The organism is Sandaracinobacter neustonicus, from assembly GCF_006385875.1.
GTDB classification, from domain to species: domain Bacteria; phylum Pseudomonadota; class Alphaproteobacteria; order Sphingomonadales; family Sphingomonadaceae; genus Sandaracinobacteroides; species Sandaracinobacteroides neustonicus.
Map to the genome: position 1 here is coordinate 115,858 of NZ_VFSU01000011.1, position 20,709 is coordinate 136,566.

General features: G+C 66.6%; 25 protein-coding genes and 2 pseudogenes. 22 read left to right on the plus strand and 5 right to left on the minus strand.

Annotated elements, in window-relative coordinates; translation table 11 throughout:
* Positions 1 to 37 precede the first annotated feature (37 nt).
* From FJQ54_RS02140 to FJQ54_RS02170, 7 genes and pseudogenes are all read left to right on the plus strand, one after another.
* Positions 38 to 1,215: pseudogene (locus tag FJQ54_RS02140) on the plus strand (acetyl-CoA C-acyltransferase).
* Positions 1,216 to 1,349: 134 nt separating this feature from the next.
* Positions 1,350 to 1,823 carry a hypothetical protein gene (locus FJQ54_RS02145; protein ID WP_140926686.1) on the plus strand — a complete coding sequence of 158 codons (474 nt, stop codon included), beginning with the start codon at positions 1,350 to 1,352 and terminating at the stop codon, positions 1,821 to 1,823.
* Positions 1,807 to 2,286, plus strand: a complete 480-nt coding sequence (locus FJQ54_RS02150) for a phage holin family protein (RefSeq protein ID WP_181159943.1) — start codon at positions 1,807 to 1,809, stop codon at positions 2,284 to 2,286. The genes FJQ54_RS02145 and FJQ54_RS02150 overlap by 17 nt, the downstream gene beginning before the upstream one ends.
* Complete coding sequence (locus FJQ54_RS02155) at positions 2,273 to 2,992, plus strand: DUF3618 domain-containing protein (RefSeq protein WP_181159944.1); 720 nt, start codon at positions 2,273 to 2,275, stop codon at positions 2,990 to 2,992. The genes FJQ54_RS02150 and FJQ54_RS02155 overlap by 14 nt, the downstream gene beginning before the upstream one ends.
* Before the next feature lie 112 nt (positions 2,993 to 3,104).
* Entirely contained in the window at positions 3,105 to 3,743 is a 639-nt protein-coding gene (locus tag FJQ54_RS02160; protein WP_181159945.1) for an MlaC/ttg2D family ABC transporter substrate-binding protein, read from the plus strand.
* Between the two features lie 26 nt (positions 3,744 to 3,769).
* Complete coding sequence (locus FJQ54_RS02165; RefSeq protein ID WP_140926694.1) at positions 3,770 to 4,357, plus strand: gamma carbonic anhydrase family protein; 588 nt, start codon at positions 3,770 to 3,772, stop codon at positions 4,355 to 4,357.
* Positions 4,354 to 4,578 carry a DUF4170 domain-containing protein gene (locus tag FJQ54_RS02170; protein WP_140926696.1) on the plus strand — a complete coding sequence of 75 codons (225 nt, stop codon included), beginning with the start codon at positions 4,354 to 4,356 and terminating at the stop codon, positions 4,576 to 4,578. The genes FJQ54_RS02165 and FJQ54_RS02170 overlap by 4 nt, the downstream gene beginning before the upstream one ends.
* Here the strand turns inward: FJQ54_RS02170 and FJQ54_RS17370 are convergent.
* From FJQ54_RS17370 to FJQ54_RS02185, 4 genes are all read right to left on the minus strand, one after another.
* Entirely contained in the window at positions 4,575 to 4,736 is a 162-nt protein-coding gene (locus tag FJQ54_RS17370; RefSeq protein WP_181159946.1) for a hypothetical protein, read from the minus strand. The two genes, FJQ54_RS02170 and FJQ54_RS17370, sit on opposite strands and share 4 nt — an antisense overlap.
* Before the next feature lie 103 nt (positions 4,737 to 4,839).
* Positions 4,840 to 5,637 carry an enoyl-CoA hydratase-related protein gene (locus tag FJQ54_RS02175; RefSeq protein ID WP_140926698.1) on the minus strand — a complete coding sequence of 266 codons (798 nt, stop codon included), beginning with the start codon at positions 5,635 to 5,637 and terminating at the stop codon, positions 4,840 to 4,842.
* Positions 5,638 to 5,730: 93 nt separating this feature from the next.
* Positions 5,731 to 6,330 carry a PAP/fibrillin family protein gene (locus FJQ54_RS02180; RefSeq protein ID WP_140926700.1) on the minus strand — a complete coding sequence of 200 codons (600 nt, stop codon included), beginning with the start codon at positions 6,328 to 6,330 and terminating at the stop codon, positions 5,731 to 5,733.
* Between the two features lie 32 nt (positions 6,331 to 6,362).
* A complete protein-coding gene (locus FJQ54_RS02185) occupies positions 6,363 to 7,373 on the minus strand; it encodes an NAD(P)H-quinone oxidoreductase (RefSeq protein ID WP_140926701.1) in 1,011 nt (336 codons plus the stop codon).
* A 58-nt stretch (positions 7,374 to 7,431) separates the two neighbouring features.
* Here FJQ54_RS02185 and FJQ54_RS02190 point away from each other — a divergent pair, with 58 nt between their 5' ends.
* The 11 genes from FJQ54_RS02190 to FJQ54_RS02240 all read left to right on the plus strand — a co-directional run bounded on the left by FJQ54_RS02190 (position 7,432) and on the right by FJQ54_RS02240 (position 15,777).
* A complete protein-coding gene (locus tag FJQ54_RS02190; protein ID WP_140926703.1) occupies positions 7,432 to 7,629 on the plus strand; it encodes a DUF1192 domain-containing protein in 198 nt (65 codons plus the stop codon).
* Complete coding sequence (locus FJQ54_RS02195) at positions 7,626 to 8,267, plus strand: heme exporter protein CcmB (RefSeq protein WP_268920553.1); 642 nt, start codon at positions 7,626 to 7,628, stop codon at positions 8,265 to 8,267. The genes FJQ54_RS02190 and FJQ54_RS02195 overlap by 4 nt, the downstream gene beginning before the upstream one ends.
* Positions 8,268 to 8,313: 46 nt before the next feature.
* Positions 8,314 to 9,051, plus strand: coding sequence for a heme ABC transporter permease CcmC (gene ccmC, locus FJQ54_RS02200; RefSeq protein ID WP_140926705.1), 738 nt, complete (start codon positions 8,314 to 8,316; stop codon positions 9,049 to 9,051).
* Positions 9,052 to 9,064: 13 nt separating this feature from the next.
* Complete coding sequence (gene ccmD, locus FJQ54_RS02205) at positions 9,065 to 9,187, plus strand: heme exporter protein CcmD (protein ID WP_140926707.1); 123 nt, start codon at positions 9,065 to 9,067, stop codon at positions 9,185 to 9,187.
* Positions 9,187 to 9,645: a cytochrome c maturation protein CcmE gene (gene ccmE, locus FJQ54_RS02210; protein ID WP_140926708.1), complete on the plus strand. Its 459-nt coding sequence runs from the start codon at positions 9,187 to 9,189 to the stop codon at positions 9,643 to 9,645. Before ccmD ends, ccmE begins: the two co-directional genes overlap by 1 nt.
* Complete coding sequence (locus FJQ54_RS02215; RefSeq protein ID WP_140926709.1) at positions 9,642 to 11,564, plus strand: heme lyase CcmF/NrfE family subunit; 1,923 nt, start codon at positions 9,642 to 9,644, stop codon at positions 11,562 to 11,564. The genes ccmE and FJQ54_RS02215 overlap by 4 nt, the downstream gene beginning before the upstream one ends.
* Positions 11,561 to 12,091 (plus strand): redoxin family protein, encoded by a 531-nt coding sequence (locus tag FJQ54_RS02220; protein WP_235890282.1) that lies wholly within the window; start codon positions 11,561 to 11,563, stop codon positions 12,089 to 12,091. Before FJQ54_RS02215 ends, FJQ54_RS02220 begins: the two co-directional genes overlap by 4 nt.
* Positions 12,088 to 12,471 (plus strand): cytochrome c-type biogenesis protein, encoded by a 384-nt coding sequence (locus FJQ54_RS02225; RefSeq protein ID WP_140926710.1) that lies wholly within the window; start codon positions 12,088 to 12,090, stop codon positions 12,469 to 12,471. The genes FJQ54_RS02220 and FJQ54_RS02225 overlap by 4 nt, the downstream gene beginning before the upstream one ends.
* Entirely contained in the window at positions 12,468 to 13,079 is a 612-nt protein-coding gene (locus FJQ54_RS02230) for a tetratricopeptide repeat protein (protein WP_140926711.1), read from the plus strand. Before FJQ54_RS02225 ends, FJQ54_RS02230 begins: the two co-directional genes overlap by 4 nt.
* Before the next feature lie 19 nt (positions 13,080 to 13,098).
* Positions 13,099 to 13,722 (plus strand): glutathione S-transferase family protein, encoded by a 624-nt coding sequence (locus FJQ54_RS02235; protein WP_140926712.1) that lies wholly within the window; start codon positions 13,099 to 13,101, stop codon positions 13,720 to 13,722.
* Positions 13,723 to 13,872: 150 nt separating this feature from the next.
* On the plus strand, positions 13,873 to 15,777 hold the full coding sequence (locus tag FJQ54_RS02240; protein ID WP_408006010.1) for a potassium transporter Kup: 1,905 nt from the start codon (positions 13,873 to 13,875) through the stop codon (positions 15,775 to 15,777).
* Between the two features lie 256 nt (positions 15,778 to 16,033).
* Here the strand turns inward: FJQ54_RS02240 and FJQ54_RS02245 are convergent, their stop codons facing one another.
* Entirely contained in the window at positions 16,034 to 16,354 is a 321-nt protein-coding gene (locus tag FJQ54_RS02245) for a hypothetical protein (RefSeq protein ID WP_140926713.1), read from the minus strand.
* Positions 16,355 to 16,593: 239 nt separating this feature from the next.
* Between FJQ54_RS02245 and hemC the strand changes: the two genes are divergently transcribed.
* The 4 genes and pseudogenes from hemC (at position 16,594) to FJQ54_RS02265 (ending at position 20,658) form a co-directional block, all read left to right on the plus strand.
* On the plus strand, positions 16,594 to 17,511 hold the full coding sequence (gene hemC, locus FJQ54_RS02250) for a hydroxymethylbilane synthase (RefSeq protein WP_140926714.1): 918 nt from the start codon (positions 16,594 to 16,596) through the stop codon (positions 17,509 to 17,511).
* The gene (locus FJQ54_RS02255) at positions 17,508 to 18,215 is read left to right on the plus strand and encodes a uroporphyrinogen-III synthase (protein WP_140926716.1); all 708 of its coding nucleotides are present in this window, start codon (positions 17,508 to 17,510) and stop codon (positions 18,213 to 18,215) included. Before hemC ends, FJQ54_RS02255 begins: the two co-directional genes overlap by 4 nt.
* Positions 18,205 to 19,260: a hypothetical protein gene (locus tag FJQ54_RS02260; protein ID WP_140926717.1), complete on the plus strand. Its 1,056-nt coding sequence runs from the start codon at positions 18,205 to 18,207 to the stop codon at positions 19,258 to 19,260. Before FJQ54_RS02255 ends, FJQ54_RS02260 begins: the two co-directional genes overlap by 11 nt.
* Positions 19,261 to 19,357: 97 nt before the next feature.
* A pseudogene (locus FJQ54_RS02265) lies at positions 19,358 to 20,658 on the plus strand (UDP-glucose dehydrogenase family protein).
* Positions 20,659 to 20,709: the final 51 nt, after the last annotated feature.

The window sequence follows — 20,709 nt, forward strand, 5'->3', positions numbered from 1 at the left end:
AAACCGGAATCCAGATCAGAATAAGGGAGCACAAGACATGCGTGACGCCGTTATCGTTTCCACCGCCCGGACGCCGCTTGGCAAGGCCTTCCGCGGCGCCTTCAACGCCACACTGGTGCCGACGCTGGCCGGGCATGCCGTGAAGGCCGCCGTTGCGCGCGCCGGGCTGGAAGGCCCGGAAGTGGATGATGTGGTGATGGGCTGCGTGCTGACGCAAGGCTCCGGCGCGCCGAACGTGGCCCGCCTTGCCCTGCTGCGCGCGGGCCTGCCCGTCACCGTTTCGGGCCAGACCATTGATCGCCAATGCTCGTCGGGCCTGATGGCGATTGCCATCGCCGCCAAGCAGATCATCGTCGACGGCCAGCAGATCGCCGTGGGCGCGGGGGTGGATTCCATCTCCACCGTGCAGGGCGGCAATTACTGGATTCAGGCCGATCCCGAACTGATCGCCATGCACAATGACGTGTATATGCCGATGATCGACACCGCCGAAGTGGTGGCCGAGCGCTAGGCATCAGCCGGGACCGGCAGGATGAATATTCGCTGCTGTCGCAACAGCGCACGGCGGCTGCCCAGCAGGCGGGCATCTTCGACGACGAGATCATCCCCGTGACCGCGACGATGAAGATGGTGAACAAGGAGACGAAGGAAGTCTCTGAACATGTCATCACGCTGGCGAAGGATGAAGGCAACCGGCCTGAAACCACGCTGGAGGGGCTGAAGGGCCTGCAGCCGGTGCGCGGGCCGGGCAAGAACATCACGGCGGGCAACGCCAGCCAGCTGTCGGACGGGGCAGCCGCCTTTGTGCTGATGGAAGCTGGCGAAGCGGCGCGGCGGGGGCTGGCGCCGCTGGGCCGTTATGTGGGCATCGCGGTGGCCGGGCTTGAGCCGGACGAAATGGGCATCGGCCCCGTCTATGCCATTCCGAAGCTGCTGAAGCAGCATGGGCTGAGCGTGGACGACATCGGCCTGTGGGAACTGAACGAGGCCTTCGCCGTGCAGGTTGTCTATTGCGCTGAAAAGCTGGGGCTGCCGCTGGACCGGCTGAACGTGAACGGCGGGGCGATTTCCATCGGCCATCCGTTCGGCATGTCGGGGGCACGGCTCGTCGGCCACGCGCTGCTGGAAGGGAAACGCCGGGGCGTGAAATATGTTGTCGTCACCATGTGCATCGGTGGCGGCATGGGCGCGGCCGGCCTGTTCGAGGTGTTGTAAGCATCTGATCCCGGTCGGGGCCTGTTTGGGCTGATATGTTGGCAAAGGGGTTGGAACCCGGCCGGGATGTTCCTAGTTTGAGTGGTGAGAGAGGTTTTGCCCCAGATGCCGGGGCGCTGAACGAGGAGTACAGCATGGCGACCAATGGCAAGACCATCACCGACGTGGCCGATGACGTGGCCGGAAAGGCGAAGCGCGCTTCCAAGAAGGCGGCTGACACGGCGTCTGAAATCTTCGTGGATGTGAAGGACGAAACCGCCGAGATTTTCGAAAAGGCTGGTGCCGGCGCGAAGAGCGCGGCCTCGTCCGGCAAGGATTATGCGGCCGACGGGCTTGCCGGAATCGCGGATGCGGCCCGGCAGGTGGCGGGCAAGCTGAGCGACAGCCCGGCCGACAGCGGCAACGCCAAGGCAGCGGAATTCGCCCGCAAGGCGGCTGATTCGATCGACCGCTTCTCCAGCAAGCTGCGCGAGAAAGAGGTGGAGGAAATCGCCGAGGATGCTCGCAGCGCCGTTCGCAACAACCCAGCCATCGCGGTCGGGGCTGCTGCCGTGATCGGTTTCGCACTGGCCCGCTTCCTGAAGGGCTCTGGTGGTCGGGACGCCTGATTCCGCCCCGGGCGAGGGGGGCGCGGCGATTCCACCGCGCTCGATCGTCGAAACCTGGACTGAGGTCGTCGCGGATGCGGGCGGCCTTGTCCGGGCGGAGGCGGCGCTTGCCCGCGCCGAGACGGAGCGCAACCTGCGCGTTGTGGGCCGCGAATCGGCCAAGGTGATCGCGGGCGGGATGCTGGCGCTGATGGCGCTGGTGTTCCTGACGGTGGCTGCTGTGGTAGCGCTGGCGGCTCTGGTGGGCCTGCTGCCGTCTCTGCTGATCGTGGCGGCGCTGTGCGCGCTGATCGGCTGGCTACTGATCTCAAAGGGTCTGGATGGCGTGTCTGGCCAGCCGATCCTGCCGGATCGGGCGCTGAAGCGGCTGTCTCGCGATCTGGGCGCCATGGCAGACAGGGCGCCGGTGCCGGACATGCCACCGCCCGGCCCCAAGGTTGGAGGCGTTCGTGAAGCGGCTTGAAGCGGAAGACGCCGAACTGCTGGCGCTGAGGGCGGAAGCCAATGCGCGGCGGTTGCGGCTGGCAAGCAATATGGACGAGTTGTCGGTTCGGATGCGGCCCGGCAATCTGGTGCAGGAAGCCAAAAACAGGGCCTGGGCGGAGGTGGATCGCGTGACGGACGAAGTGCTGAACATTGCCGAGGATTTGGTGAACGACAGCGTGGCCTGGGTGCAGGACAACCGCACTGTTGTGGTTGGCGGCGGGCTGACCGCGCTGGCCGCCGCCGGGCTTGTGTGGTTCGCCACACGCAGGAAAACCATCCCGCTCTATGCGGCCTATGACATGGAGGATCCCCTGATGACCGACGCAGACGAGACGCTGTCCGCCAAGGCGGCATCCGCATGGGACAAGGTGAAGGACGAAGCCGTCCATTTCGCCGAAAAGGCCGAGGGCGGCTATTACGCAGCCCGCTCCCGCGCGGCGGACCTTTCCAGCGACGCGAAAGAGCGTGCCGCCGAAGCTGCTGCCATCGCGAAGGAAAAGGCGCATGAAGCCGCCGAAGCCGCCCGCGATGCCGCCGAAAAGGCGCGGATCGCCGCCGGTGAAGCGGGCGTGTGGGCGAGGAAGCAGCCGCAGGAAAATCCGGCTACGGTGATTCTGGTGGCGCTGGCAGCCGGCGCGCTGATCGGCTCGCTGCTGCCGTCTGGCCGTCGCCGCCGGGCCTGATTTGCGTTCATCTTCCTGAAAGTGGTGTTATGAGAAGGGGTTGGCCTGCCGGCTGGCCCCTTTTCGGTGCCGGGCCTTCCAACGGCCGGTTGTCCCAACGAGGAGCATGAAATTGAAGCGCTTTACCCTTGCGATCCTGCTTGCTGTCGCCGCGCCCGTGGCCGTGGCGTCGCCCGCGTTCGCGCAGGCCGCGCCCAGCGGCCCGGCGACCCCGGCGCAGCAGAAGACAGCGGCTGATTTCATTGCCGACCTCACCGGGCAGGCTTTGGCCGTGCTTCAGGACAAGAGCCTCTCGAAAGACCAGTCGCGCACGAAATTCCGTGCGTTGCTGCGCGCGAACTTCGATGTGGATGGCACTGGCCTTCGGCTGATCCGCACCTATCGCGCGCCGAACAGCCCCATCAAGCTGACGGATGCGCAGGTGAACGCCTATCGCGCGGCGCTGCCGGATTTCGTGGTGAACACCTATTCCGACCGGCTGTATGACTTCGCAGCCGCAAAGGTGACGGTGGTGCGCACGCTGCCGCGCGGCAGCCGGGGCGAAGTGGATGTGTTCACACGGATCACCGATCCGAAGGGCGGCAAGCCCATCGAGGCGATCTGGCAGGTGAAAACAACCGGGAAACCGCAGGTGACGAACATCACCGTGAACGGCGTGAACATCGCGCTGACGCAGGAAGCCGACTTCAAGGCCTATATCGAAAAGAACGGCTTCGACGCGCTGGTGGACTTCATGAAGAAGGCCAAATAACCTCCCGGAATCGAAGCGGGGGAATTATGAGCGGGAACAGCGAACTCGATCTTGCGGCCGCCGCCTTCGTCCATCCCAGCGCGCTGATCTATGGCAAGGTGCGGATGGATGAAGGCAGCTCCATCTGGTGCAACGCCGTGGTGCGGTCCGAAGCCGCGCATGTGGAAATCGGGGCCTACACCAATGTGCAGGATTTCGTGATGATCCACACCGATCCGGGCCGCCCGGTGCGGATCGGCACGCATTGTTCCATCACCCATCACGCCACCATCCACGGCTCCGCCATCGGCAACAATGTGCTGGTGGGGATCAACGCCACCATCTACGGCGGCTCTTACATCGGTGACAATTCGATCGTGGGGCAGCATGCCTATGTGAAGGACGGCACCATCGTGCCGCCCAATTCCATCGTGGTCGGCAGCCCGGCGAAGGTGATCCGCATGGCCAACAACTGGGTGGCGAACCGGATGAACGCGCTGATCTATCACCGAAATGCCCTGGCATATGCCAGCGGAGACCATCGCGCGTGGGAAGGCCCGGCGTTCGACGCATGGCTGCAATCCACACTCACGGCCTTGACCGAGGAATTCCGTGCCCTAGAGGCCGCCGCATGAGCAAGCTGCACCTCGTATTCGGCGGCCGGGTGAAAGATCCGCGCGGCCATGATTTCGAAGATCCGTCCGCGCTGCATATCGTGGGGATTTTCCCGGATTATGCCGCCGCCGAAGCGGCCTGGCGCGGGGAAGCCCAGCGCACGGTTGATGACGCGCAGATGAAATATGTGGTGGTGCACCTGCACCGGCTGCTGGAACCGGGCGTCGATCCGGCCGCTTAAGCCGGGTTTGTCGGCTGAGCCTGCGCGGCCATGCGCCGCCGGTGATCGCTGAACTTCTCGCCATCCTTCCGCTCGGTGCGAAAGCCGTTCACTTTCCACGGCTTGCACAACTTGCAGCCCGCCCGGCGGTTCCGGGCTTTTCCGCGCTTGTGATTCATATCCCTCCTCCTTGCCGGTGCGAGGTGGGGGATATAGGCGCAGGTGGCGCAATGAAAAGGGCCGGGGTTGCCGGCCCTTTCCTGCCCGGCGCTTTCCCGTTCGTCAGCGGCCCTTCCAGACCGGCGCGCGCTTTTCCAGAAAGGCCACGGGGCCTTCCTTTGCATCCTCGGAACTGAACACCAGCGCCGAGGTCTTGTTGGAGATCTTCCACAGCTCTTCTTCGGGCAGATCAAAGCTCTGCCGCGAGACCTTCAGCGATTCGCGCACCGACAGCGGGGCGTTCACGCTGATCGCCTTCGCCAGCGCGACGGCCTCGTCCAGCACCTTGTCGGCCGTGGTCAGGCGATTGATGAGGCCCAGCTGATAAGCGCGCGGCGCGTCGATGGGATCGCCCGTCGCCACCAGTTCATAGGCGATGGCCGCCGGCAGGCGGCGCGTGAGGCGGAACACCCCGCCCGCGCCTGCGAACAGGCCGCGCTTCACTTCGGGCAGGCCGAATCGGCTGTTGTCGGATGCCACGATCAGGTCGCAGCTGAGCGCCAGCTCGCAGCCGCCCGCCAGTGCGGGAGCCGCCACGGCGGCGATCCACGGCTTTTCCCGCTTCGCACGGGCAAGGCCGCCAAAGCCGCCGTCCGGCGTGGAAAGCGCCGCGCCGCGCCCCTTGGAAATTTCGGAGAGGTCCGCGCCCGCGCAGAAGGCCCCGTCGGAGGTGGAGGCCAGAATCACCACGCGGATGTCCGGATCGGCTTCGGTGTGCTTCACCAGCCAGTCCAATGCGGCGGCCAGATCGCCGTTCACAGCGTTGCGCTTGTCGGGCCGGTTCAGCTTTACGAGGCCGATATGTCCGTCGACCACTTCATAGAGAACTTCCCGGCCAATGCCGTCTGGCTTGTCGCTCATGATCATCTCCCGTCAGGCCCGCACTTGGGGGGCACCGAACCGGAATAGGCATGGGCGGCTGCTGCTGTGACCTGAGCAATCTCAGGGGGTCAATCAGCTGTCCCGGCTCCACAGCATCGGGCTTGGGTCCAGCCGTTCCAGCACATAGAGGCTGCCATAAGCGCCGCGCACCAGCCGGAAGCCATCGTCCAGATAGGTGACTTCGGTCCTCAGCGAGGACACGCGGGCAGTGGTGGAGGGAATCCGCACGGGCGCGCCGGGGCCGATCAGCAGCGCGTCGGAATAGCGGATGTCGATCGTCTGATCGTCCTCCGCCTCGTAACGGCCGCACATCACCACCATGCCGGGGGTGCCATCGTCGAACAGGATGTTGATCACATTGTCGTAAATCCCGGTGCGGGGATCGACTTCATTGTACAGTTCCACCACCTCCACCGGGTCTGCGGGCAGCAGGCGGGTGGAGAGCTGCGCCAATGTGGTGCGCCGTTGCAGTTCGAAGTTGGAATAGAGCAGCCGCCAGCGCCCGCGCAGCAGGCTGGCCGCGCGCGCCGGTTCGGGCGTGGGGTTCATGCCCTCCAGCTCTGCGGCGAGTTCGCGGATTCGGGCGGTCGCAGCGGGGCCTGCGCGAAAACCGACTTCGGTTTCCGCGCCAAGGGCTGCGAGTTCCTGTTTGATGACAGAGGCGTGACGCATGGCTGAGATAGACGCTCGGGGCTACCGCTACGTCAACCTCCCGCAGAGGTGAGGGTGAGGGCGATCTTGCCGACATGGCCGCCCGCTTCCATCAGCCGGTGCGCGTCGTCCGCCTGTTCCAGCGGAAACTCCTTGAACAGGTGCGCGCCCAGCGTTCCGTCTGAGAAATGCGGCCAGATTTCCGCCTTCAGCGCCTCGGCGATACTGGCTTTTTCCTCCACGCTGCGCGGGCGCAGCAGGGAGCCTGTGACATGCAGGCGGCGGCGCATCACGAAGGCGATGTCCAGTTCCAACCGTCCGCCCTTCTGGAAGGCGATGGAGACATGCCGCCCACCTTCTTTCAGCGAGGCGAGGTTGCGCGGGAAATACTCGCCGCCCACCATATCCAGCACCACGTCCACGCCGCGCCCGCCCGTCAGTTCGCGCACGATGGGGGCGAAATCGCCGTCGCGGTAGTTGATGGCGTGGGTCGCCCCGATCTCCAGCGCGGCCTTGCACTTGGCGTCTGTGCCGCAGGTCACGATGATGTCCAGCCCGCGCAGCCGGGCGAAATCGATGGCCGTGACGCCGATGCCGGAGGTGCCGCCATGCACCAGCAGCGATTCGCACGTCTGGCAATGGGCGAGATCGTGCAGGTTCGCCCAGACGGTGAACCATGTTTCCGGCAGCGTCGCGGCTTCGGCGAAGCGCATGCCGGGCGGCACCGGCAGGCACTGGCCCGCGGGCGCGGCGACATAATCGGCATAGGCCCCGCCGGGCACCAGCGCGGTGACAGGATCGCCGATCTCGATTCCGCTTGTGCCTTCGCCCAGCGCCACCACTTCGCCCGCGGCTTCAAGGCCCAAAATGGTGGAAGCGCCGGGCGGCACCGGGTAGCGGCCCATGCGTTGCAGCACGTCCGGGCGGTTCACGCCCGCCGCATGCACGCGGATCAGCACTTCGCCAGGGCCGGGGGTGGGAACGGGCCGCTCCACCACCTGAAGAACATCGGGGCCGCCGGGCTGGGCGGGATCGATCGCGCGCATCGTTGTGGGCAAGGTCATGCTGCAACCGTTGCTGGCGGAATGGCGAAAGTGCAAGAGAGGCCGCAAGGAGGCAGGCATGGATGTGGACGATTTTCTCTCGAAGCGGCCCGAAAGCCCATTGGCGCAGCTGATGCGCGAGGATCTGGACCGGCTGTCTGTTGATGAACTGGCCGAACGCATCGCCCTGCTGGAGGCGGAGGCGGCGCGCACGCGGGCCAAGCGCGACTCGGCGAGCGCCTTTCGTTCGGCGGCGGATTCGCTGTTCCGCAAGTGAAGCTGCTGCTGGCGCTGATCCGGCGCGATCTGGCGCTGATGGCCGGGCGGCCGGGCGAGTGGCTGATGCCGCTGGCCTTCTTTTTGCTGGTGGCGTTGCTGTTGCCCTTCGCGATTGGCCCGGATGTCGCGCTGCTGGCGCGGCTGGCACCGGGGATATTGTGGGTGGGGGCGCTGCTGGCCAGCCTGATCCCGGTGTCCACCTTGTTCGCGCTCGATTCGGCGGACGGCACGCTGGATCAGTTGATGGTGCGCGGAATTGCCGCAGAAACGCTGGCGGCGGCGCGGCTGGTGGCGCTGTGGCTGGGGTTCGGCGGCCCGCTGCTGCTGGCCGCGCCGCTGGCGGCGCTGATGCTGGGGATGCCGTTGCCGATGCTGCCGCCGTTGCTGGCGGGGCTGCTGGCGGGGGCGCTCGGCCTGTCTGCGCTGGCGGTGATTGCCGGGTCTGTCACCCTTGGCGCGCGCGGCGGGGCGGGGCTGGTGGCGCTGCTGGTGCTGCCGCTTGCGATTCCGATGCTGTTGTTCGGCAGTAGCCCGACGGAGCCGGGGGCGTTGGGGCTGGCGGCGGCGACGGCGATGATGCTGGCGGCGGTCGCGCCCTTTGCGGGCGGGGCGGCGCTGCGGGCTTCGAGAGGCTGAGAGGGGTGTCGGCTTGCGATTCCCCGTGCTAGGGCCGATCCCTGCTATGGCTGCCCCCGATCTTCACGCCCTTGCCAATCCGTTGCGATTTCAGCGCTTCGCGACCGCGCTGACGCCGTGGCTGCTGGTGCTTGGGCTGGCTTTCATGACCGTAGGGATTTGGCGCGGGTTGTTTTTTGCGCCGCCCGATTATCTTCAGGGTGAGACCGTCCGCATCCTTTATATCCATGTGCCGTCGGCATGGTTCGCGATGGGCGGCTATCTGGGCATGGCGCTTGCGGCGCTGGCAGCCATGGTGTGGAAGCATCCGCTGGCGGCGCTGTCTGTGCGGGCCATTGCGCCGGTGGGGGCGCTGTTCGCGGCGATCTGCCTGATCACCGGCTCCATCTGGGGCCGCCCCACATGGGGCACATGGTGGGTGTGGGATGGTCGGCTGACCTCGATGCTGGTGCTGTTCCTGCTCTATCTGGGGGTGATCGCGCTGATCCATTCGCATGACGACAAGGCGCGCGGGCTGAAGATGGCGGGCTATCTGGCCATCGTCGGCACCCTTAATCTGCCGATCATCAAGTTCAGCGTCGAAAAGTGGAACACCCTGCACCAGCCCGCGTCCATCCGCCTGTCTGGCAGTTCGATCCACCCGGACATGCTGCAACCGCTGCTGCTCTCTGCGCTGGGGTTCCTGCTGCTGTTCGCGGGGCTGGTGCTGGTGCGGATGCGCACGCTGATCGCCGAGCAGCGGCTTGAGATGCGGGCGATGCGCCGCGCCGCGCGAGCCGGATAAGGGGCCAAGCCAAATGCCGCATTTTCCGTTCATCGCCGCCGCTTATGGCATCACCATCGCCTTGCTGGGCGGGTTCCTTGTCTGGTCCCTGTGGCGGATGCGCCGCGCCGAACGCGCGGTGGAGGAGAAGCGCTGATGGCCGTCGCCAAGCCCAAGCAGCAGCGGCTGGTGCTGGCGCTGGCCGCGTTGGCGGTGATGGTGGCGGCGGGCATCGTCGCCATTTTCGCGCTTCAGGATACGGCGGCCTATTTCAAGGCCCCGTCCGATATCGCCGCCGAACCGCCCGCGCCGGGGCAGACCATCCGGCTGGGCGGGCTGGTGAAGGCCGGGTCCGTCGGGCGTTCGGCCGACGGGCTGGTGCTGAATTTCACCGTGACGGACATGAAGGCGGATACGCCTGTCAGCTATCGCGGCATCGTGCCGGACCTGTTCCGGGAAAATCAGGGCGTGATCGCCACCGGCAGCTTCGATGCCAGCGGCCATTTCGTGGCGCGCGAACTGCTGGCCAAGCATGACGAGAATTACATGCCGCCCGAAGTCGCCAAGGCGCTGGAAAAGAACGGCCATCCGATGGGCGCAGGTCGCCCGACATGATCCCGGAACTCGGGCATCTGGCCCTGTGGCTGGCGGCGTCTTTCGCCCTGTTGCAGGCGGCCGCGCCCTCCATCGGGCTGTGGAAACGGGATGAAGCGCTGGCAGCGCTCGCCCGCCCCGCCGCGCTGGCGCAGGCGCTGTTGACGCTGGGCGCGTTCGCGGCGCTGACTTGGGCCTTCTGGGTGTCGGATTTCTCGGTGAAGCTGGTGGCCGCAAACAGCCACAGCCAGAAGCCGGACCTGTATCGCTTCACCGGCGTGTGGGCCAATCATGAAGGCTCTTTGCTGCTGTGGGTGCTGGTGATGGCGCTGGCAGGCGCGGCGGTCGCGCTGGTGCCGACTGCGCTGGGGGAGCGGTTCCGTGTTCGCGTGCTCTCGGTGCAGGCCTTTGTCTCTCTGGGCTTTTTCGCCTTCCTGCTGCTCGCCTCCAACCCGTTCGAGCGGCTGGTGCCTGCACCCACGGAAGGGCAGGGGCTGAACCCGCTGTTGCAGGACCCCGGCCTCGCCTTCCATCCGCCGCTGCTGTACGCGGGCTATGTCGGGCTTTCGGTGGCCTTTGCCTTTGCCGTGGCGGGGATGCTGGAAAATGCCGTTGGCCCGGCATGGGCGCGGGCGACGCGGCCCTGGGTGGCGGGCGCATGGGCGCTGCTGACACTGGGCATCGCGCTGGGCAGCTTCTGGGCCTATTATGAACTGGGCTGGGGCGGCTGGTGGTTCTGGGATCCGGTGGAAAACGCCGCGCTGATGCCGTGGCTGGCGGCGACGGCGCTGCTGCATTCCATCGCCGTGGTGATGAAGCGCGACGCGCTGCGGGCGTGGACGCTGCTGCTGGCGGTGGCGGCCTTTTCGCTGTCGATGATGGGCACCTTCATCGTCCGCTCCGGCCTGCTTACTTCTGTGCATGCCTTCGCTGTCGATCCCACGCGCGGGCTGTTCCTGATGCTGTTGATGGCGCTGTATATCGGCGGCGCGCTGACCATTTATGCGCTGGCGGCGGGGCGCGTGGCGGAGGGGCGGCAGTTCGCGCTGGTCAGCCGCGAATCCGCGCTTGTCGCCAACAATCTGCTGATGTCGGCGATGCTGGGGGTGGTGCTGGTGGGCACGCTGTATCCGATGGCGCTGGAGGCGGCGGGCGGCGCACAGATTTCCGTGGGGCCGCCCTATTTCAACCGCACCACGCTGCCGATGCTGTTCGTGGCCGCCGTGCTGATGGGGATTGCGCCATGGCTGGGCTGGCGGCGCAGCGGCACCGGGCATCTGGCCGCACGGCTGCTGCCCGCCGGTGTTGCGGCGACGGGCATCGTCATTCTGGCGCTGCTGCTGTTCGGCATTCGCGGGATCGGTGCGCTGCTGGGCTTTGCGGCGGCAGCGTGGCTGGGGGTGGCGAGCCTCTCCATCCTGCTGCGCCGGGGCGTGACGCTGAACATCGCCGGGATGGCAGTGGCGCATCTGGGCGTCGCCGTGTCGATCCTTGGGGCCACCGCGTCTGGTGCGTTGCAGCAGGAGGCGCTGGTGGCGATGCGAGTAGGGGACGCCATCGAGATGGGGCCGTGGCGCGCGGAGCTGAAGGATGTGCGCCCGGTGGCCGGGCCGAACTGGACTGCGATTGAAGCCACGCTGGACGTGCAGCGAAACGGGCGGCCTGTCGCGACGCTGAAGCCGCAATCGCGCATGTTCGTCGCGCCGCCGCAGGAAACCACCGAGGCCGGGCGCGCGGGTTGGTGGGGCGGTGAACTCTATTCCGTGCTGGGCAAGCCAGATGGTAGCGGGCGCTGGCAGATTCATTTATGGGTAAAGCCGCTGGTGCGGCTGATCTGGTGGGGCGGGCTGCTGATGGCATTCGGCGGGCTGCTGGCGCTGGGCGGCAAGCTGCGGCTGCCGAGCCGGGTGCGGACGGTGGCGCAGGAGGCGGTGGCGTGAAGGGCAAAAGGCTGATCTGGCTGCTGCCGCTGCTACTGTTCGCAGGGTTGGTGGCGCTGATGGCGAACCATCTGGGCGCGCCGCAGCAGCAGGTGATCAAAAGCCACATGGTGGGCAAGCCGCTGGCGGAATTCGCGCTGGAGGGCGTGGCGGGCGCGCCGGGGCTGGCGCTGGTGGATTTGAAGGGCGGCGGTCCGGTGCTGGTGAACATTTTCGCCAGCTGGTGCCTGCCCTGCGCGGTGGAGGCTCCGCAATTGCAGGCGCTGAAAGATCGCGGCGCGACCATCCATGGCATCGCCCTGCGTGATGAACCCGCCGATGTGGCGGGCTTTCTGGCCCGCCATGGCAACCCCTTCACCCGCATCGGGCAGGATCCGGGCGGGCGGATGATGCTGGCCTTTGGCGCCTCTGGCGTGCCGGAAACCTATGTCGTCGATGCGCAGGGCGTGATCCGTTACCAGCATCTGGGCGAAATCCGTGCCGAACATGTCGATCTGCTGATGGCCGAGTTGGAGAAGGCGAAATGAAGGCGTTCGCCATCGCCTTGCTGCTGATCGCCTCCCCGGTGCTGGCCGAACCGCCGACGCCGCCGGACGTGCCGCTGAGCAACCCGGTGCAGGAGCAGCGGGCGAAGGCAGTGATGGCGGAATTGCGCTGCCTGACCTGCCAGAACCAGTCCATCGCCGATTCCAATGCCGCGCAGGCGCAGGCGATGCGGATGGAAGTGCGCGAGCGGATCGCTGCGGGCGAGGAGCCGGAGGCCGTGCGCGCCTTCTTCGTGGAGCGCTATGGCGACTGGGTGAGCTTCGTGCCGCCCGCGCGCGAGGATACCGCGCTGTTGTGGGCCGCGCCCCTGCTGTTTCTGGGCATCGGCGTGGCGCTGGTGGCGCGCAGGTTCCGCCGATGAACTGGAAAACCATCCTGCCCGTCGCGCTGGTGCTGCTGCTGGGTTTCGGCGGCTATATGGTCGTCGGCAGTCCGGGGCTGAAATCCGCGCCATCTGAACGCAGCGCGCCGCACCCGGACCTGACGCCGGAGGCCGAGCAGGCCTCGAAGGAATTGCTGAACAATTTCGGCGACGTGCGCGCATGGCTGACATTGTCAGACGCATTGATTCGCACCGGGCGCACGGAATCGGCGGTGTCCGCGATGCAGAGCGGGCTGGAAGCCATTCCCGGCAACGCGGACCTGTGGGTGCAGATGGGGGTGGCGCTGGTGGCGCACGCCGACGGAGAGGTCGTGCCCGCCGCGCGGCTGGCGTTTGACCGTGCCGCCCGGCTGGCGCCGGATCATCCCGCGCCCGCCTATTTCCTGGGCCTTGCATGGCTGCAATCCGGCGACGTGGACAATGCGCTGAAAACATGGGGGGAACTTCGCGCCCGCAGCGCGGACGATGCGCCATGGGTTTCCCTGCTGGATCGGCAGATTGCCGCCGCCCACAGAATGCGGGACATGGGGGTGGGGCAGGCTATGATGCCGGTTCCGCCCGACGGGGAGGGATCGCCGGGCACCTGAAGCGGAGGGAGATCGGGCCATGATCATCGTCCATCATCTGAACAACAGCCGGTCGCAGCGGATTCTCTGGCTGCTGGAAGAGCTTGAACTTCCTTATGAAATCCGGCGCTACAGCCGCGATCCCGTCACCAACCTCGCCCCGCCCGAACTGGAAGCCGTGCACCCGCTGGGCAAATCCCCGGTGGTGGAGCTGGATGGGCAGATCCTCACCGAATCGGGCGCGATCATCGAAACGCTGATCCGCAGGCTGGGCGGCGGGCGGCTGGCCCCGGCCGAAGGGACAGCGGATTATGATCGCTACATCATGTGGCTGCACTATGCCGAAGGCTCGGCGATGCTGCCGCTGATGCTGCAATTGTATGTGGGACGGCTGGGCGAGGCGGGCGCGCCGCTGAAGCCGCGAATCGACAGTGAGATCGCCCGCCATCTGGGCTGGATCGAATCGGAGCTGTCCGGCCGTGACTGGCTGGTGGGAGACGGGCTGACGGGCGCGGACATCCAGCTGAGCTTCGTGGCGGATATCGCTCGCGTGTTCGGGCTGCGGAGCCGCTACCCGGCGATGGACGCCTGGGCGACACGATTTCAGGCCCGCCCGGCCTTCGTCCGCGCGCTGGAGAAGGGCGGCCCTTACGCCTATGCGTGACCCCGTTGCTGCGCCCGCGAAACGGTGCTAGCGCGCGGCCGGATAAGACCCTGTTGCAGGGGCTTCCAGATGCGGGGACTGCATGAAGCTGGTCTGCCATTGCCCTGCCATCGAACCGGCCGCTGAGGCCGGGTTCCGACGGCGGCTTCGTTGAGTTCCTCTGGCTCCGCGACCGGCGAAGCCGGCTCGCACGGCCATTCGCAGGATGGCCTACCCAAGCTGATTTTGGGCGCGCTGGGCGTGGTGTTCGGCGATATCGGCACCTCGCCGCTCTATGCGCTGAAGGAAAGCTTCATCGGCCACCATCCGCTGACGGTGGATCAGTTGCACGTGATGGGCGTGATCAGCCTGATCTTCTGGTCGATGATGCTGGTCGTCACCTTCAAATATGTGTTCATCATCCTGCGCGCGGACAACCGGGGGGAGGGCGGCTCGCTGGCGCTTTACGCGCTGATCTCCCGCCAGAGCCATGGCAAGGGGTGGATGCGGCCGGTCTCTCTGATGGCGATTCTCGCCACCGCGCTGTTCTTCGGCGATTGCATCATCACGCCTGCCATCTCTGTTCTGTCTGCCGTGGAAGGGCTGACGACGGTGGAGGCCGGGCTGCAGCCGCTGGTGCTGCCCATTTCGGTGGGGATCATCATCGCCCTGTTCATGATCCAGTCCGTCGGCACCAGCCGGGTGGGGGCGCTGTTCGGGCCGATCACCTTGTTCTACTTCATCGTGCTGGCGGTGCTGGGCGCGATGAGCATCCTCGAGCGGCCGGAAATCCTCTGGGCGCTGTCGCCCTATCATGCCTTCACCTTCTTCGTGGACGATCCGAAGCTGGGCTTTCTGGCGCTGGGATCGGTGGTGCTGGCGGTGACGGGCACGGAAGCGCTTTATGCCGACATGGGGCATTTCGGCCGTCGCCCCATCGCCTTTTCATGGCTGTGGATCGTGCTGCCCGCGCTGATGCTGAACTATCTGGGGCAGGGCGCGCTGCTGTTGGGCAGCCCGCAATCCATTACCAACCCCTTCTATCTGCTGGCGCCTGAAAACCTGCGCCTGCCCATGGTGGTGCTGGCGACGATGGCCACCGTCATCGCCAGTCAGGCGGTGATTTCCGGCGCATTCTCGGTTGCGCGGCAGGCGGTGCAGCTGGGCTATATGCCGCGCCTGCGCATCGAGCATACCTCCGCCAGCACGCAGGGGCAGGTCTACATCCCGTTCATGAACTGGATCCTGCTGGCGATGGTGCTGATGCTGGTGATCGGCTTCGAAAGCTCCTCCAACCTTGCCGCCGCTTATGGCATCGCGGTGACGGGCACGATGTTCATCACCACCTGCATGATGGCGGTGCTGATCCTTTCCATCTGGAAGTGGAACCGCATCTTGGCTGGCGTGATCGTGGGCGCGTTCCTGATCATCGACGGGGCTTATTTCGCCTCCAACCTGCTGAAGATTCCGGATGGCGGCTGGTTCCCGCTGCTGGTGGCGATCATCACCTTCGTGCTGCTCACGACATGGGCACGCGGGCGGCAACTGATGAACGACAGGCTGACCGAATCGGCCATGCCGATGGAGGTGTTCATCAAATCCGCCGCGCGCACAGCCACGCGGGTTCCGGGCACGGCGGTGTTCATGACCTCCACGCCGCAGGGGGTGCCGCATGCGCTGCTGCACAATCTGAAGCACAATAAGGTGCTGCACGATCGAATCCTGATCCTGACGGTGGTGATCGACGAAGTGCCCTTCGTCGATCTGGAAGACAGGGTGGAGGTGCTGGATCTGGGCGAGAATTTCTATCGCATGATCCTGCGCTATGGCTTCATGCAGCAGCCCGACGTGCCCGCCGTGCTGAAGCTGGTGGAAAATTGCGGCCCGCAGATCAAGATGATGGACACCAGCTTCTTCCTTGCACGGCAGACGCTGCTGCCGTCTGAGCGGCCCGGCATGGCGATCTGGCGGGAAAAGCTGTTCGCATGGATGCTGCGCAACGCGGAAAGCGCGATGGAGTTCTTCAAGCTGCCGACGAACCGGGTGGTGGAGCTTGGGAGTCAGGTGGAGATTTGACGAAGGCGGCCGCGATTAGCGCAAAGCGCTAACTCGCGGACTCGCCGCAGTCACGGCCGGCGGGGCGGAGGGCATCAGCCCGACGAACCCGTCCGACGGCACGGCTCTGCCGTGCTCTTACTTTCTGGTTCTGAAAACCCAGCCGGACTCGGCAGCTTGGCTGCCGGCCGGCCCATCCGCGCGCACCACGCCCAAAACGAAAAAGGGCCGCAGCCTGACGGCTGCGACCCCTTCGATTCGCTGGATGCGAAATCGCTTACTTGGCGATTTCAGCAGCCTTTTCTTGCACCGCACCGGCAGCGGCTTCAACCGAACCAGCCGCAGCAGCGGTGGCGTCGGCAGCAGCAGCGGTCGCACCGGCAGCAGCGTCGGTGGTGGCGGCAGCAGCGTCGGTGGCAGCAGCGGCAGTGGTGTCGGCAGCAGCGTCGACCGTGGCAGCAGCAGCATCGACGGTGGCGTCGGCGGCAGCGGCGGTGTCGGCAGCGGCATCAGCCGTGGCGTCGGCCGGCTTCTTTTCGCCGCAAGCGGCGAGGACGGCGAGGCTGGCGACAGCAGCGATGGTGAGAGCCTTGTTCATTCTGACCTCCTGATCGGGCACTAGACCCAAGTTATTGCAGGCCATGGGGACGAACCCAAGAGAGGCACCTTGCGGCCGCAAACCCGTAACGAACAGCAGCATTTGCAGCATTCGGCACGAAGTTTTCGCGCCTTGCATGAAGCCGGGCTGTAATTCAAGCCTGTTTGTTGACAAAGCGCCCTCATTCCCGGCCAATTCGCAGCTTGCCCGTTTGGCGGGGGAGCGGGCAGAAGGGCACGGTGACATCAAATTCTCCTCTCAGGCTGGGCACGCGCGGCTCTCCGCTGGCGCTGGCCCAAGCGAATCTCGTGGCTGCGGCACTGGCCGGGGCCGGTGCGCACGACGTGCAGATCATCCCCGTGCAGACCATGGGGGACCGGGTGCAGGACCGGCCGCTGGCCGAGATCGGCGGCAAGGCGCTGTGGACCAAGGAGCTGGACCGCGCGCTGATCGAGGGCGAGATCGATCTGGCGGTGCATTCGATGAAGGATGTGGAGACACGGCTGGCGCCGGGCATCGCGCTGGCGGCCGTGCTGCCCCGCGCCGATCCGCGCGACCGGCTGATCGGCGCGGCCACGCTTGCGGACCTGCCAGCAGGTGCGGTGATCGGCACCTCCAGCCCGCGCCGGGTGGCGCAGCTGTTGCATCAACGCCCCGATTTGCAGGTGGTCAGCCTGCGCGGAAACGTGGCGACGCGGCTTCAGGCCATTGCGGATGGGCGAGTCGCGGCGACCTTCCTTGCCGCTGCCGGGCTGGACCGGCTGGGGATTGAGGCGGGCGCAGGGCTGCCGCTGGACGAATGGCTGCCCGCGGCCGCGCAAGGCATCGTGGGGATGACGTGCCGCGCAGGCGATACGGATGTCGCCGCGCTGCTGACGATGGTGAACCACGCCCCCAGCTTCGCCGCGTTGCGGGCGGAGCGGGCGGTGCTGGAAGGGCTGGGCGGCAGCTGCCACACCGCCGTCGCCGCCCATGCCGTGCCCGGCGATGTGATGCAGCTGCGCGCGGACTTGTTCAGCCCGGACGGCCGCGACAGGATTGTGGCCAGCAGCAGCGGATCGGGCGATCCGCGCGAACTGGGGCTGGCTCTGGCGGCGCAACTGATGGCGCGCGCGACACCCGCGATCCTCGCTTCGCTGGAACAGGCTGCGGCTTGACCCGGCCTCTGCTGCTGCTGACGCGACCCGCCGAGGAGATGGCGACAACCATGGCGGCCGCGAGCGCCGCCGGATTCGAGGCTGTCGCTGCACCGCTGTTGCAGATCGAACCGCTGGAATGGACCGTTCCGCCGGGGTGGCCGGATGCGATCCTGTTCACCAGTGCCCGCGCGCCCGGTCTGGCCGCGCGCCGTGCGCCTGTGTTGCTGGATATTCCCGCCTATGCGGTGGGCCAGCGGACGGCGGCGGCAGCGGTGTCGGCGGGCTTCCGGCTGGCGGGCGAGGGGCTGGGCGACGGCAGCGCGATTCTGGCGGCCATGGCGCGGGATGGGCGGCGCGAGATCCTGCATCTGGCCGGGGCAGACACTGCGCCGCTCGACATTGCCGATGCGGTGCGGCTGGTTCGCGTGCCGGTCTATGCCGCGCGGCTGGTGTCGGCCTTGCCGCCAGCGGCGGTGAATGCGTTGTCGGGTGAGCTGTTCGCCACGCTGCTGTTTTCCGCGCGGACGGCGCGGCATTTCCGCGCGCTGGCAGAAGCCGCCGGGGTCGAACCGCAGGGGCAGCGGATCGTCTGCTTCAGCGCCGCCGTCGCAGAAGCGGCGGGCGGGGGATGGGGCGGCATCGGCATCGCCGCCGTGCCCACGCTCGATGCGGCACTGGCAGCGGCGCAGGCTCTGTGGCAAGGCAGCGGCCATGGCAGATAGCCCCTTGGACGAACTGGACCGGCTGGCCGCGCGCAGCCTTGCGTCGCGGGAGGCCGGACTTCGCGCCTCTCGCGATGCGGAACTTGCACCCCGTGGCGGCGAAACGCCGCGCCGCGCCCGCCCGATCTGGCCGTGGATCACGGCCGCGATCCTGCTGGCCTTCGCGCTGGGGCTGATCGGCAGCCCCTGGTTCGAGCGGCAGGCGAGGGCGCATCTGCCCGAGGAACTTCGATCCGACGTGACCCCGTTGCCCGATCCCCGGGTGAGTTCGCTGCTGGACCGGGTGACGCAGCTGGAGTTGCTGGCGCGCAACCCGGCGCTGCCGGTGGTGCCGCAAGCGCCGCAAGACAGCGCCGCGATAGAGACTGTGGGCAACCGGCTGACTGCGCTGGAATCGCAACTGGCAGGGCAGGCGGGGCGGATCGACGCCTTCGCCGCCGAACAGTCCCGCACATTGTCGCAAATGGAGCAGGAGGATGGCCGCCTCCGCGATCTCTACCTGATGGCCGTCACGCGGCGCATGGTGGAAGCGGGCCGCCCGTTGACGCCTCTGGAGCCGGCGCTGGTGGCGCGTTATCAGGCGTCTGACCAGGCGTCTCTGGGGGCGCTGCTGGCATGGTCCCGCACGCCGCAGACGCGGCAGACGCTGGCGGCGCGGCTTCAGGCGCTGCAACTGGCCGCGGACAAGCCGACGGCAGCCCCGGCAGGCTGGTGGGATCGGCTGAAGGCGACTCTGGGCGGGCTTGTGACCGTGCGGGAGGAGCGTGGCGCGGAACCGATGGACGCGTCAGCCCGGCTCGCCGCCGCGAAGGAGGCGATGGCGGAAGGCGACCTGCAACTGGCCGTCACCACGCTGCAAGCCCTGCCGCAGACCCCGGCGCTTCGCGAATGGGTGGCCGATGCGCGCCAGTTGCTGGCAGCGGAAGCAGCGCTGGGAGACCTTGAGTCGAAAGCGCTGGATACCGCGATCGCGCATCTGCCGGCTGCTGTGCCCGCCGTTCCGGCAGCTTCGGCCACCGCAGCGCCGCTGGCGTCTGCGCCCTGATCGTTTGTCCTCTTAACCAGCCGGCGCGCTTGCGCCTGCAATGCTGCACCGGCTAACGAGACCAACAGCTTTCAACAGAGCGGGAACGGACAACAGCATGCGCGTCGCTATGATCGGATCGGGATATGTCGGGCTGGTGTCCGGCGCATGTTTTGCGGATTTCGGCCATGATGTGGTCTGCGTGGACAAGGACCCGGGCAAGATCGAGCGCCTGAAGGCGAATGTGATGCCCATCTACGAGCCGGGTCTGGACGATCTGGTTGAAACCAATGTGAAGGCCGGGCGGCTGAGCTTCACGACCGATCTGGCCGAAGGGCTGAAGGGTGCACAGGCGGTGTTCATCGCGGTCGGCACCCCGTCGCGCCGGGGCGATGGCCATGCCGATCTCAGCTATGTCTATGCGGCGGCGAAAGAGATTGCCGAGAATCTGGAAGGATTTGCCGTCGTCGTCACCAAGTCCACCGTGCCCGTCGGCACCGGAGACGAGGTGGAGCGGATCATCCGCGAGGCCAACCCCAAGGCCGATTTCGCAGTCGCCTCCAACCCGGAATTCCTGCGCGAAGGCGCGGCCATCGCCGATTTCAAGCGCCCGGATCGAATCGTGATCGGCGTGGAGGATGACCGCGCGCAAGCCGTTCTGGAAGAACTGTATCGGCCGCTTTACCTGAATCAGGCCCCGATCATGGTGACGAGCCGCCGGACCTCGGAACTCACCAAATATGCCGCCAATGCGTTTCTGGCGGTGAAGATCACCTTCATCAACGAAATCGCCGATCTGTGCGAGAAGGTGGGGGCGAATGTGCAGGATGTCGCGCGCGGCATGGGCTGGACAACCGCATCGGCTCCAAATTCCTGAACGCCGGGCCGGGCTATGGCGGCAGCTGCTTCCCGAAAGACACGCTGGCGCTGATCAAGACCGCGCAGGACAATGAGGCCCCGGTGCGCATCGTGGAGACGGTGGCGCAGATCAACGACAACCGGAAGCGCGCCATGGGCCGCCGGGTGATCGCAGCGGCGGGCGGCGACGTGCGCGGCAAGAAGATCGGCGTGCTGGGCCTGACGTTCAAACCCAACACCGACGACATGCGCGACAGCCCGGCGATCGCCATCATCCAGACGCTGCAGGATGCCGGCGCGCAAGTCTCCGCGTTCGATCCGGAGGGTGTGGAGCAGGCGAAGCTGGTGCTGCAGAATGTCGACTATGCCGACAGCCCCTATGCCGCACTGGACGGCGCAGACGTGATGGTGCTGGTGACGGAATGGGACGCCTTCCGCGCCCTGGATCTGTCGCGGGTGAAGAGCCTGCTGCGCTCGCCGGTGGTGGTTGACCTGCGCAACGTCTATCGGCCGGACGAAATGGCGCGTTATGGATTGGAATACAGCGGAATCGGCCGCTGACGCCCGGTTGCAACGGCGGGCATCCCTCTCTATAGCCCGCCGTCTGCTGCT

Excerpts from the sequence above, each read along its gene's own strand:
- FJQ54_RS02145 (WP_140926686.1), top strand. The coding sequence starts at position 1,350 with ATGGCGACCAATGGCAAGACCATCACCGACGTGGCCGATGACGTGGCC.
- FJQ54_RS02165 (WP_140926694.1), top strand. The coding sequence starts at position 3,770 with ATGAGCGGGAACAGCGAACTCGATCTTGCGGCCGCCGCCTTCGTCCAT.
- FJQ54_RS02170 (WP_140926696.1), top strand. The coding sequence starts at position 4,354 with ATGAGCAAGCTGCACCTCGTATTCGGCGGCCGGGTGAAAGATCCGCGC.
- FJQ54_RS17370 (WP_181159946.1), bottom strand. The coding sequence starts at position 4,736 with ATGAATCACAAGCGCGGAAAAGCCCGGAACCGCCGGGCGGGCTGCAAG.
- FJQ54_RS02175 (WP_140926698.1), bottom strand. The coding sequence starts at position 5,637 with ATGAGCGACAAGCCAGACGGCATTGGCCGGGAAGTTCTCTATGAAGTG.
- FJQ54_RS02180 (WP_140926700.1), bottom strand. The coding sequence starts at position 6,330 with ATGCGTCACGCCTCTGTCATCAAACAGGAACTCGCAGCCCTTGGCGCG.
- FJQ54_RS02185 (WP_140926701.1), bottom strand. The coding sequence starts at position 7,373 with ATGACCTTGCCCACAACGATGCGCGCGATCGATCCCGCCCAGCCCGGC.
- FJQ54_RS02190 (WP_140926703.1), top strand. The coding sequence starts at position 7,432 with ATGGATGTGGACGATTTTCTCTCGAAGCGGCCCGAAAGCCCATTGGCG.
- ccmC (WP_140926705.1), top strand. The coding sequence starts at position 8,314 with ATGGCTGCCCCCGATCTTCACGCCCTTGCCAATCCGTTGCGATTTCAG.
- ccmD (WP_140926707.1), top strand. The coding sequence starts at position 9,065 with ATGCCGCATTTTCCGTTCATCGCCGCCGCTTATGGCATCACCATCGCC.
- ccmE (WP_140926708.1), top strand. The coding sequence starts at position 9,187 with ATGGCCGTCGCCAAGCCCAAGCAGCAGCGGCTGGTGCTGGCGCTGGCC.
- FJQ54_RS02215 (WP_140926709.1), top strand. The coding sequence starts at position 9,642 with ATGATCCCGGAACTCGGGCATCTGGCCCTGTGGCTGGCGGCGTCTTTC.
- FJQ54_RS02225 (WP_140926710.1), top strand. The coding sequence starts at position 12,088 with ATGAAGGCGTTCGCCATCGCCTTGCTGCTGATCGCCTCCCCGGTGCTG.
- FJQ54_RS02230 (WP_140926711.1), top strand. The coding sequence starts at position 12,468 with ATGAACTGGAAAACCATCCTGCCCGTCGCGCTGGTGCTGCTGCTGGGT.
- FJQ54_RS02235 (WP_140926712.1), top strand. The coding sequence starts at position 13,099 with ATGATCATCGTCCATCATCTGAACAACAGCCGGTCGCAGCGGATTCTC.
- FJQ54_RS02245 (WP_140926713.1), bottom strand. The coding sequence starts at position 16,354 with ATGAACAAGGCTCTCACCATCGCTGCTGTCGCCAGCCTCGCCGTCCTC.
- FJQ54_RS02260 (WP_140926717.1), top strand. The coding sequence starts at position 18,205 with ATGGCAGATAGCCCCTTGGACGAACTGGACCGGCTGGCCGCGCGCAGC.